The organism is Pyxidicoccus fallax (assembly GCF_012933655.1).
In the GTDB taxonomy this organism is placed as follows: Bacteria; Myxococcota; Myxococcia; order Myxococcales; family Myxococcaceae; genus Myxococcus; species Myxococcus fallax.
The window spans coordinates 1-11,688 of sequence record NZ_JABBJJ010000373.1; the positions used below are offsets into that span (position 1 = coordinate 1).

At 72.5% G+C, this 11,688-nt stretch carries 7 protein-coding genes; 3 read left to right on the plus strand and 4 right to left on the minus strand.

Annotation, left to right across the window (positions count from 1 at the left end; translation table 11 throughout):
* Window positions 1–1,344: alpha/beta hydrolase (locus tag HG543_RS45160; RefSeq protein ID WP_169351161.1), on the plus strand; the 1,344-nt coding region annotated here is incomplete at its 5' end.
* Between the two features lie 16 nt (window positions 1,345–1,360).
* Here HG543_RS45160 and HG543_RS45165 read toward each other — a convergent pair.
* Together HG543_RS45165 and HG543_RS45170 are read right to left on the minus strand one after the other, a co-directional pair.
* Complete coding sequence (locus HG543_RS45165; protein WP_169351162.1) at window positions 1,361–2,212, minus strand: ATP-grasp domain-containing protein; 852 nt, start codon at window positions 2,210–2,212, stop codon at window positions 1,361–1,363.
* A gap of 108 nt (window positions 2,213–2,320) precedes the next feature.
* On the minus strand, window positions 2,321–3,931 hold the full coding sequence (locus HG543_RS45170) for a serine/threonine-protein kinase (RefSeq protein ID WP_169351163.1): 1,611 nt from the start codon (window positions 3,929–3,931) through the stop codon (window positions 2,321–2,323).
* Between the two features lie 213 nt (window positions 3,932–4,144).
* On the opposite strand from HG543_RS45170, the gene HG543_RS45175 reads away from it, so the two are divergent.
* A complete protein-coding gene (locus tag HG543_RS45175) occupies window positions 4,145–8,833 on the plus strand; it encodes a lamin tail domain-containing protein (RefSeq protein WP_169351164.1) in 4,689 nt (1,562 codons plus the stop codon).
* Between the two features lie 132 nt (window positions 8,834–8,965).
* On the opposite strand, the gene HG543_RS45180 is transcribed toward HG543_RS45175, so the two are convergent.
* On the minus strand, window positions 8,966–9,610 hold the full coding sequence (locus HG543_RS45180; protein WP_169351165.1) for a TetR family transcriptional regulator: 645 nt from the start codon (window positions 9,608–9,610) through the stop codon (window positions 8,966–8,968).
* A gap of 19 nt (window positions 9,611–9,629) precedes the next feature.
* Window positions 9,630–10,943 carry a metallophosphoesterase gene (locus tag HG543_RS45185; RefSeq protein ID WP_169351166.1) on the minus strand — a complete coding sequence of 438 codons (1,314 nt, stop codon included), beginning with the start codon at window positions 10,941–10,943 and terminating at the stop codon, window positions 9,630–9,632.
* Window positions 10,944–11,220: 277 nt separating this feature from the next.
* Between HG543_RS45185 and HG543_RS45190 the strand changes: the two genes are divergently transcribed.
* A partial coding sequence (locus tag HG543_RS45190) for an RCC1 domain-containing protein (RefSeq protein ID WP_369334975.1) occupies window positions 11,221–11,688 on the plus strand: 468 nt, incomplete at its 3' end.

An 11,688-nucleotide genomic window follows, 5' to 3' on the forward strand; every position in this document is an offset into this window, starting at 1 on the left:
CCGCCCCCACCCTTCACGGAGACGTTCCCCGACGGGGGCGTGGACACGGAGCCGGACGCCGGCGCTTCCTGGGCGTGCCAGCGGGACAAGACGGTGCACGGCGCGCCCATCTCGCTGCTGGTGGAGCTGCAGCTGGCGATGAGCCGCGCCACCACGGGCGAGGAGCGCATCGCCGCCATCGACCGCTTCGTGGCGGCGGTGGCGGAGCAGGGCGGCACGCCGCTGGTGAGCGACGCGTCGGCCACGCGCCCCCGGGTGGCCTTCTTCGTGCGCGGCCCGTCCGCGCCGGGCACCACCGTGGCCGGCGAGTTCAACAAGTGGTCGGCCACCGCCACGCCGCTGGTGCAGGTGCGGGACACGGACCTGTGGGTGGCGGAGGTGGACGTGCCGCGCACCGACCGGCAGCCGTACAAGCTGGTGAAGGACGGCAACTACTTCGCGGACCCGAACGCGCGCCACGTGGCCTGGGACGGCACCAACCACAACGACGTGGGCTTCTTCTTCTCGCTCATCTACCCGGAGCTGCAGGACTCGACGAAGGGGCGGCTGACCGCCATGTACGGCGTGCAGGCCACCGCGCTCGCTGACAGGCGCGACGTCTACGTCTACACGCCCGCGGTGTACGACGGGCAGGACTGCCCGGCGCTGCCGGTGATGTACTTCCACGACGGCAACGAGAGCCTCACCCGCCAGTCCTTCGCGGAGGCCGCGGACGCGCACTACGCGTCGCGGCCGGAGGACGCGGCGGTGCTCGTCTTCGTGGCGCTGCCCGAGCAGCGGGTGCGCAACGCGCAGTACACCTTCCCGCCCAAGAAGGACCCGCAGTGGGCGGAGCCGCGCGGGGACGACTACCTGCGCTTCCTCAAGGACGACCTGAAGCCGCGCGTGGAGGCGTCCTTCCGCGTGCTGACGGGGCCCCAGAACACCGGCGTGGCCGGCGCGTCCCTGGGCGGCCTCATCTCCGTGTACGCGGGCTTCCAGATGCCGGAGACGTTCGGCTTCGTGGGCTGCCAGTCCGGCTCGCTCTTCTGGCCGCATGACGGCGTCATCGACCGCGATGACGGCGACGCCATGATTCTGCGCGCGGGCGCGGAGCCGGTGGTGCCGGTGCGCTTCTACGTGGACCACGGCTCGCCGCGCGCCGGCTGCACGCGCGACAACGAGCCGGATGGCGACGACTGCGAGTCCAGCCTGCGCTTCGTGTCCGCGCTGCGCGGCCGCGGCTACGGCGTGGCCCACTGGGACGACCCCGGCGCGCCGCACGACTGGGCCGCGTGGAAGGGGCGCCTGCCGAAGCTGTTGTGCTCCTTCCGCAACGCGGACCCGAAGGTGTGCGGCCTCTAGGCCGCCCTCTCGCGCCTCACAGCTTCGCGGCGATGGCCCGGGCCAGCCGGCCCGGCGCCCCCGCGTCCAGCGACAGGAACAGGCGCGGCTCGGTCAGCTCCACCTCCTGCAGCCGCGTGCGGCCCGCATTGTCCGTGGCCACGTCCACGCGCGCGTAGAGCAGGGGCCGGCCCACCGCCTCCAGCACGGACTCCGCCAGCCGCAGCTCCTCGCGGCCCTCGGGCGTGAAGCCCCGGGGCTCGGCGAAGCCGCGCGGCGCGTCCGGCAGCGTGGGGGGCCGGTGCACGGCGTGGCTGAAGGCGCCGTCGAAGAAGACGTAGCTGCGCTCGCCCTCCGTCTCGAAGGCGGTGAGGTAGGGCTGCACGAGGACGTCGCCCTCGGCGGCCAATTCCGCCACGCGGGCGGTGGCGGCGCGGGCCTCCGCGCGGGGGAGCACATACGTCTTCAGCCCGCCCGCGGACACGGCGGGCTTGAGCACCACCGCGTCCCAGCCGCGCTCGCGCATGAGGGCGCCCACGTCCAGCGTGCCCCCGCGCTCCACCCAGACGGTGGGCGTCACCGGGACGCCCTGGTCCTCCAGCTCGCGCAGGTAGCGCTTGTGCGTGTTCCAGCGCAGCACCTCCGCGGGGTTGTGCAGCCGGGTGAGGCGCCCCACGCGGTCCGCCCAGGCGACGAACGCGTCGCGGCGCAGGTGGCTGTCCCACGTGTTGCGGACGAGGGCCAGGCGCACGGCGCTCCAGTCCACGGCCGCGTCGTCCCAGCGGACGGGGCGCGCGTCCAGGCCCAGCTCCGCCAGCGCGGGAAGAAGAGGGCGGTCGAACGAGTCCAGCTCAGGCAGGCCGGACCAGGTGAGGACGGCGACGTCCAAGGCGAAGGCTCCCGGTGAGGATTCTGGCTCGCCTTGATAGCGCGGACGCCGCGGGCACGCAGCGCTTCCGCGCGCCGGGCCCGGCAGCCGCACCCGGAGGGGCCGCCCTCACGCGCGCGCGGTGAGCTTCTGGCTGGTGGGCACCTGGTCGGCCTCCTCGCGGGCCATGGTGGCGCGCCGGGCCTGCTCCTGCGCGTCCCGCGCCACCTGCGCCAGGAGCGCCTGGCCCTGGGGGAAGGGTGCGGCCGGCCCCTGCAGCGCGAGCAGCTGACCGCGCAGCTGTGCGCCGGTGGCGGTGCGGCGCGCCGGGTCCTTCTCCAGCAGGCCCATGACGATGGCGTCCAACGCCGGGGGCACCTCGGGGTTGAAGCGCGAGGGCGGCTCGAGCTGCTGATCCACCGCGGCGCGCATCAGGGCCTCGTCGGTGGTGGCCTGGAGCGTGCGCCGGCCGGTGAGCATCTCGTGGAAGGTGAGGCCCAGGGCGAAGAGGTCCGCGCGGCCGTCGAAGGAGCGGCCCAGGGCCTGCTCCGGGGCCATGTAGCCCAGCTTGCCGCGCACGCTGCCGGCCAGGGTGAGCTGGGCGAGCGCCGCGCCGCGGGCGATGCCGAAGTCCGACAGCTTCACGTCACCGAAGCGGGAGACGAGCACGTTGGGCGGGTTGACGTCGCGGTGCACCAGCCGCAGCGGCTGGCCGTCCGGGCCGGTGCGCCGGTGGAGGTAGTCCAGCGCGGCGCCCAGCTCCGCGGCGGCGTAGGTGGCCGCGGCCACCGGCAGCGGCCTGCGCGCCAGGGCCCGGAGCACGCCGCTCAGGGGCAGCCCGTCCACGAACTCCATGGCGAGGAAGTACGTGCCGCCGTGCCGCCCCAGGTCGAACACCTGGACGATGTTGGGGTGGTTGAGCGAGGAGCACAGCTCCGCCTCCTGGCGGAAGAGGGTGACGAACTCCTCGTTGTCCGTGAAGGCGGGGAGGATGCGCTTGAGGGCCACCGCCTTCTGGAAGCCGCCCTCGGGGCAGTAGGTGGCGCGGTACACCTCCGCCATGCCGCCGGCGCCGATGCGCTCGTGCAGCACGTACTTGCCCATGACCTCCTGCTCGCGCAGGGCGGACAGCGCGCCCCGGGTGAGCTGGAGGAAGTGGCGCGCGAGGATGGCGGTGAAGACGCCGGCCGCCACGAAGAAGAAGGCGCGCGTGGCGATGAAGCCAGGCGTCAGCGTGATGAGCGGGTTGTCCGGCAGGAGCGGGCGCACGAAGAGCAGGTAGATGCCCAGGTACTCGGCGGCGACGATGAAGCCGGCGGCCAGCGCCAGCCGCGGGTTGCTGCGCAGCGTGGCCAGGGTGATGAGCGTGGGCCAGATGACGAGCGTGGGCGCGGTCAGCGCGTAGATGGGCCCCTGGAAGCGCAGGTCGAACGCCAGCACCACCGCGGGGATGCTCACCTCGATGGCCACGTTGAGCCAGGGCACCGCCGGGTGGAAGACGCCGGAGCGCAGCACCCGCCACAGCACCGTGTAGTAGACGCACAGCACCGCCGACAGCCCCATCAGCGACTGCGTCAGCCCCCAGCCGATGAGCCCGCCCAGCGCCGCAGCCACCACCACCGACGCGCCCGACAGGCCCGCCATGAAGCGGGCCACGGACACCTCCCGCGCTTGCGCATCGCGTCGCAGATGTCCTTCGAGGAACCGCGAGACGGGGCTGGTGGCGCTGGGGGCGGTCATGGCGTCTTCAATCTAGCGAATGGCTGGCAGTACGACGCTGGCGTACCCGCAGTGAGGTGTCACCGCACCCCTGGGATGATCCAGACCCTGTGGCACTCGGGGGCGCTGGACTCAGTACGTAAGGTGTCGCTGAAATGTTTCACGGGGTACGCTCGGAGCGTGCCAAGGACCCGTCACCTTCCCCCAGGCGGCGTCCGCCGGGAGACCCACGAGATGCGAATGTCCCCACGCCTGTTACTGGCCGCGCTTGGTGCGGTCCTCCTCTTCCATGCTGGATGTTCCAGCGACGACACCAAGCCCTGTGAGGGAGATGGCTGTGGCGTCGCCCCGCCGGTGTGCGGCAACACCGTCCTGGAACAGGGCGAGCAGTGCGACGACGGCAACACCACCAACGGCGACGGCTGCGAGGCCAACTGTACGCCGACGCCGCCGGCGCAGGCCGTGTGCGGCAACGGCCGTGTCGAGGGCACGGAGACGTGCGACGACGGCAACACGGCGGACGGGGACGCCTGCCCGGCCAACTGCATGCTGGGGCAGACGCGCTGCGCCGCCGCGGACGCGCCCGCGCTCCCGAGCGGGGCGACGTGCGAGGTGACGAAGGCCGGCAACGCCGCGCGCCTGTTCACGGGCGTGGTGCTGAAGGACGGCGAGACGCTGCTGGGCGGCCAGGTGTTGGTGGACGCGCAGGGTGTGATCCAGTGCGCCGCGTGTGACTGCTCCTCCGCGGCCGGCGCCGCCGAGGCCACGCAGGTGTCGTGCCCCCAGGGCGTCATCTCCCCGGGCCTCATCAACCCGCACGACCACATCACCTTCGTCGACAAGCCGTACGTGGCGAAGCAGGACACCATCGCCGAGCGCTTCGAGCACCGCCATGACTGGCGCCGCGGCTCCAACGGCCACACCGAGATCCGCAACGGTGGAAGCAAGAACAGCAACGACCTGGTGGGCTTCCAGGAGCTGCGGCAGGTGATGGCGGGCACCACGTCCGTCGCGGGCGCGGGTGGCGCGCCGGGCCTGCTGCGCAACCTGGATGTCAGCACGGTGGCGCGGCAGGAGGGGCTCAACGAGGGCTACGCGGACTCGGACACCTTCCCGCTGGGGGACAGCCGCGGTGAGACGCTGGCGAGCGGCTGCAGCTACCCGTCGCTGCCGGCTTCCGACAGGCTGCCGAAGCTGGCCGCCTACCTGCCCCACGTCGCCGAGGGCATCGACACCCGCGCCTACAACGAGTTCCGCTGCGTGTCGTCGGGCACCTCCGACGTGCTCTACGGGCGCACGGCCATCATCCACGGCATTGGCCTGACGGCGAAGGAGATGGCCGCCATGGCGGAGCGGGGCACCGGCCTCATCTGGTCGCCGCGCTCCAACGTGGCGCTGTACGGCGACACCGCCATGGTGACCGCCTACAAGCGGCTGGGCGTGAGCATCGCCCTGGGCACCGACTGGCTCCAGTCCGGCTCCATGAACATCCTGCGCGAGCTGCAGTGCGCCGACTACCTCAACGCCACCCACTACTCGCGGACGTTCTCCGATGAGCAGCTGTGGCGCATGGCCACCGCCAGCGCCGCGGACCTGACGGACGTCTTCGAGAAGGTGGGCCGCATCGCGCCGGGCAAGGTGGGTGACCTGGCCATCTTCAAGCTGCGCACGTTCTCCTCCTCGCCGCACCGCGCGGTCATCACCGCCAACCCCGAGGACGTGGTCCTCACCCTGCGCGGCGGCAAGGCGCTCTACGGTGACGGTGCCCTGGTGGACGCGCTGAAGGGCACGGATGCCTGCGACACGCTGGACGTCTGCGGCGCCGCCAAGGCGGTGTGCCTCCAGTCGGAGGTGGGCAAGAACCTGGCCGCGCTGCGCGCCGCCAACACCAGCGCGTACCCCCTGTTCGCCTGCGGCGCGCCGGAGGACGAGCCGACGTGCGCGCCCCGCCGCACCTCCACGGACACCCGCTGGCTGGCCTCGCGCAACGGCTCCACGCTCTACACGAGCGAGTCCAGCCCGCAGGACCTCGACGGTGACGGCATCCCGAACACCGACGACAACTGCCCTGGCATCTTCAACCCGGTGCGCCCCATGGACAACGGCACCCAGGCGGACTCGGACGGGGACCGCATCGGCGATGCGTGCGACCCGTGCCCGATGGGGGCCAACGCCACCACCTGCGACGCGCCCAACCCCGCCGACGACGACGGCGACGCCGTGCCCACCTGGCGCGACAACTGCCCGTTCCTGGCCAACCCGGACCAGGCGGACACGGACAATGACGGCAAGGGCAACGCGTGTGACGGCTGCCCCGAGCAGGCGGGCGGCACGTGCGCCAACGTCGACCCGTCCGACCCGGACCTCGACGGCGTCCTGAGCCCCGGCGACAACTGCGCCTACCTGTCCAACCCGGACCAGGCGGACACGGACAACGATGGCCAGGGCGACGCGTGCGACCCGTGCGCCGTGGCGAACCCGAATGGCGCGGCGTGCCCGGCCACCGTCTATGACCTGAAGACGCCGGTCAATGGCGCCATCCCCCTGGTGAACAGCAAGGTCGCGGTCTCCGACGTCCTCGTCACCGCGGTGAACGCCACCGGCACCAGCGGCTACTTCGTGCAGGTGCACCCGCCGCTGGCCGGCAAGGGCGTGGACTACTCGGCCATCTACGTCTACGGCCCCAAGGCGGACGTCGCCGTGGGTGACCGGCTGGACATCACCAGCGCGACGCTGAAGCTCTACTTTGGCGTGCTGGAGCTGACGGACGTGCAGATGACGAAGCGCAGCTCGGGCAACCCCCTGCCCACGCCCGAGCGCGTCACCTCCAGCGAGGTGCGCACCGGTGGCCCCCGCGCCGACGCCCTGGACGCCGTGCTGCTGGAGCTGCGCGACGTCACGATTACCGGCGCCGAGAACACCTTCGACGAGTTCATCGTCAGCGAGGACCCCAACAGCAACCCGACGCAGGCGGGCCTCAAGGTGGACGACCAGGTCTTCGATTACCCGGAGCGGCCGGTGGGCACGCTGTTCATCACGCTGCGGGGCGTGCTGACGTTCGGCTTCAACGAGTACAAGCTGCTGCCGCGCAGCGCCGCCGACATGCGCCTGACGCTGCCGCCGCTGCCGGCGCTGACGGGCTTCAGCGGTGGGCCGTACGTCCGCGCGGGCACCTCGGCGGTGGACGCCTTCCCGCAGGCGCTCACGGTGACGATGGCCTCCGCCTTCCCCGAGGACGTCACCGTGGCCGTCACCTCCAGCGACACCAACGCGCTGACCGTGCAGGGCGGCGGGGTGACCATCCCCGCGGGCCAGACGTCCGCGGCGGTGAAGCTCAACGCGCTGGCGCAGGCCGAGGCCGTCACGCTCACCGCGACGCTGGGGGGCTCCTCGCAGCAGGCCACCGTGCGCGTGCTCGGTGCGAACGAGCCGACGGCGGTGCGCCGCATCACCCCCGCCGCGGTGACGATGGTGCCCGGCGGCACTGTGACGCTCACGGTGGAGCTGGACCTGCCGGCGCCCGCGAACACCTCGGTGGCGCTGAGCTCGGACCCGGCGGGCCTGGGCACCTTCGGCGTGGAGAACGGGCCGCTCGCGGTGGCGACGAACGCCACGCAGGCGACCGTCACCTTCACGGCGAGCGAGGCGGCCACCTCCGGCGGCACGGTGACGGCGCGGCTGGGTGACAGCAGCGCGAGCACGGCGGTGACGCTGGACCGTGACGCGCCCCGGCTGCAGTCCGTGGAGCCGGTGACGACCGGGCCGGTGCCGGCCGGTGGCACGCGCGAGTTCCAGGTGAGGCTGGACCGCGACGCGCCCGCCGACGCCGTGGTGGCGCTGGCGGCCGTGCCGGGCACGGGCGTCTCCCGCTACGGCACCGTGCCCGCCACGGTGACGGTGGCCCAGGGCCAGAGTCTGGCCACCTTCACCTTCACCGCGGACGCGGAGGGTGGGGGCGCGGGCCGGGTGTCCGCCTCGCTGTACGGTATCACCCGCACGGCGGACCTCACGGTGACGCCGCCGCCGCCGAAGCTGGCCACGCTGTCCCCGGCCTCGGCGACGGTGCTGTCGGACCGGACCTTCACCTTCACGGTGACGCTGGACCGCCCGGCCCAGACGGACGAGACCGACGTGGCGCTGTCGCTCACCCCCGCGACGGGCGTGGGCTCGGTGCCGGCCACGGTGCGCGTGGCGCGTGACGCCACGACGGCCACCTTCACCTTCACCGCCGATGCGGTGACGGCGCCCGCGCAGGTCGAGCTCACTGCGAGCTTCGGCGGTGTGACGCAGCGGTCCCAGGTGAGCGTCATCATCGCCGCGGGCTCGGGCCTGGTCATCAACGAGGTGGACTACGACCAGGACAAGGAGGACACGAAGGAGTTCGTGGAGATCTACAACGCCTCCGCGTCCACCGTGTCGCTGGAGGGCGTGGTGCTCGTCTTCATCAACGGCTCCGCCACCCAGCTCAAGGAGTACGGCCGCGTCAACCTGGCGCCGGCGGGCTCGCTGGCGCCGGGGCAGTACCTGGTGGTCGGCTCGGCCTCCGTCCTGGACGCCATCAACTCGGAGAACGTGAAGGAGATCGCCGGTGTGCCGAGCGGCGGCATCCAGAACGGCGACCCGGATGCGCTGGCCCTCTTCAACCTGACGCTGGGCCGCATCGTCGACTCGCTGTCCTACGGTGGGAGCGTCGCCAATGCGTCCATCAACAACGTGTCGGGGACCTTCAACTTCCAGGAGGGCGCGAAGGCGACCACCGACCTGAAGGACACCGTCTCCACCGCGTACGAGCTGTCGCTGTCGCGCGGCCCGGACTCGCTGGACACCGACGTCAACGCGGATGACTTCGCCAAGACGACGCGCGTGACGCCCGGCGCGGCCAACGTCATCGTCGCGCCGCCGCCTCCGGCCCCGGCGCCCTGAAGTCCGGCGCGGCCTTCCGGCGCCGGGCCCTCCGGGGTCCGGCGCCAGCACCGCGTCAGTCGTTGACAGGAATCACGCGCGGGCGGCTCCTGCACCGTCAGGAGTCGCCCGCTGTTTTTTGGCGCCCGGCCCTCAGCCGCCGGACGGTGTGCGCCAGGCGCCGGCCGTCACCAGCGACTGCAGCGCCGTCACCAGCGGGTCGTAGTCCATCGTGGCGCGGAAGAGGTTGTGGTGCACCAGCACGCCGAGGAAGCCGCCGAAGAGGCTGTGCGACGCGTGCATCGCGTCCAGGTCCTCGCGCAGCTCCCCCGTCTTCTGGCCGTAGCGGATGAGGCCCTCCAGCACCTTCGCGTAGAGCGACAGCTTCTCGCGGATGGCGTCCGCCACCCGGTCGTTCGAGTCCGCCGCCTCCGCCGCCAGCATGGCGAAGAAGATGCCGTACTCGCGGTGGGCGCGGAGGAACTCATGGATGCGCTCGGTGAAGACCTGGAGCTGCGCGCGGGCGGACTGGGCGCGCGCCTCGCGCAGGGGGCCCTCGAAGGCGCGGAGGCAGCGCTGGTGCAGTTCCTCGATGGCCGCCAGCAGCAGGTCCTCCTTCGTCGGGAAATGCCAGTACAGCGCTCCCGGCGTCATGCGGATGGCGCGGGACAGGTCCGCCATCGTCGTCGCCAGGAAGCCCCGGCGCGCGAACAGGGTGATGGCCGCCTCGAGAATCTCCACCCGCGTGCGCGCCGCACGCTCCTGCTTGATTTCCCGCTGCGCCGGTACCTTTGCCATGACAATGCAATCCTATAACTCACGCCATCAGTGTCACCTTGACGATTTCCGGGGGTGAGCCGACCCGCAGCGGGGGGCCCCAGAAGCCTGTTCCCCGGCTGACATAGAGGTGGCGGTCTCCCTGCTGGAAGTGCCCCGCGTCGTGCTGCCAGATGGCGGAGACGGCGAGCGTGAAGGGGAAGAACTGGCCGCCGTGCGTGTGGCCGGACAGCTGCAAGCCCATGCCGGCCTTCGCCGCCACGCTCCAGTTGGAGGGCTGGTGGGCGAGCAGCACGGAGGCGCGCTCCGGGTCCCTCCCCTTCAGGGCCGCGTCCAAGTCGTACCCCTGGGGCCCGCGGCGCGCGGCCCAGTCGTCCACGCCCACCAGGTCGAAGGAGGCGGCCGCGTCGCCGATGCGCACATGGCGGTTGCGCAGCACGTGGATGCCCATGCGCTCCAGCGCGTCGGACCACACGGCCGCGTTCCAGTAGTACTCGTGGTTGCCGGTGACGAAGTACACGCCATGGCGCGCCTTCAATTCCGCGAGCGCGGACACGGACGGGCCCAGGGAGGGCACGTGGCCGTCCACCAGGTCCCCGGTGATGCACACCAGGTCCGGGCGCAGGGCGTCGCAGCGCGCCACCAGCTCGTCCATGAAGCGGCGGCGGATGACGGGCCCCACGTGGATGTCGCTGAGGTGGACGATGGTGTAGCCGTCCAGCGCGCGGGGCAGCCCGGGCAGCCGGACCGCCACCTCGCTCACCACCGGCTCGTGGAAGGCGCTCCAGATGCCGAAGCCCGTCACGCCGCCCGACGCCAGCACCGCGCCGCCCGCGGTGGCCCGCGCGAGGAAGCGGCGGCGCTCCTCGTCCACGGGGGCCGGGCCTCGCGCCGGGACGGAGGAGAGGGCCACGGGCGCCACCTCGGGCGTCGGAGCCACCCGGGCCGGGGCCGCGCCGCTCACCGCCGCCATCGGCGCCTCCACCGGGGCCGGCACGGGCACCGCCGCCACGGCCGTCACCGGCGCCGCGCCCTTCCGGCGGGCCAGCCGCTCCACCACCCACCGCGCGCCTCCCAGCACCCAGAAGGAGAAGAGCAGGTAGGTGGCCGCGCCCATCCACGTCCAGATGGCCGTGGCCACGGCGAAGGTGGTGTCCATGGGGTAGAAGCGCGTCACCGACCAGGACAGCACGAGCGGCACGGCCAGCCCCGTCATCACCCACACGCCCGCGCGCCGCCACCGTGGGTTGCCGGACGTGTCCAGGAAGAGGCGCCGGTACAGGTAGATGTGGACCAGCAGTGTGACGAGGCCGGAGAAGAAGGCGAAGACAACGAAGCGCACCGTCGATTCCATGGTCGCCTCAATTACTCGCCGTCCGCTGGCGCGCCGCAACGCAATCCGCGTGAAGAAGTGTGGACGCGGAGAATGGTGGAGCCATTCGGACCCGGGGCCTCCTGCAACCCCGTAACAGTAGGCCGCCCGGAGGGGCGCCGGGGGGCCTTCTCGCGGTACAAGGAAGAGGAGTTTCGCCGTATACAGCCGCCCGCCGGACGGCCACTGGCGCAGCGCCCCTCGTGTGATGCGGGAGCCGCCAGTCCGACGTGCTCGCACACACCGGAGGAGGAATCCAATGCGCAAGGACATGAACGCGGGAGCTCGCGCCCTGTGGGGGCTGCTGCTGGGGGCCCTGCTGATGGCCGGCTGCGGGCGGGAACCCGGCCCCGAGGGGGCGGATGACGCGCGCGAGCGCCTGTCACGGCGGGTGCAGCGCCTGGTGCCCCAGGGCGCGCCGCGCCGGCTGGCGGCGGGCGCGCAGCACTCGCTCCATGTCGCCGCCGACGGCACGGCGTGGGCCTGGGGTGGCAACGGCGTCGGGCAGCTGGGCCTGGGGGACTTCTCCCACCAGCACCTCGCGCCGACGCGGGTGCCGGAGCTGACGGACGTGGTGGGTGTGGCGGCGGGGGACAGGCACTCCCTGGCGCTGCGCGCGGATGGGACGGTGTGGGCGTGGGGCGGCAACGCCAACGGGCAGCTCGGCGATGGCACGTGGACGGACCGGGCCTCGCCGGCGCGGCTGGAGGGGCTGACGGAGGTGGTG

Coding starts and splice junctions, on each gene's coding strand:
- HG543_RS45175 (WP_169351164.1), top strand. CDS start 4,145: ATGCGAATGTCCCCACGCCTGTTACTGGCCGCGCTTGGTGCGGTCCTC.
- HG543_RS45180 (WP_169351165.1), bottom strand. CDS start 9,610: ATGGCAAAGGTACCGGCGCAGCGGGAAATCAAGCAGGAGCGTGCGGCG.
- HG543_RS45185 (WP_169351166.1), bottom strand. CDS start 10,943: ATGGAATCGACGGTGCGCTTCGTTGTCTTCGCCTTCTTCTCCGGCCTC.
- HG543_RS45170 (WP_169351163.1), bottom strand. CDS start 3,931: ATGACCGCCCCCAGCGCCACCAGCCCCGTCTCGCGGTTCCTCGAAGGA.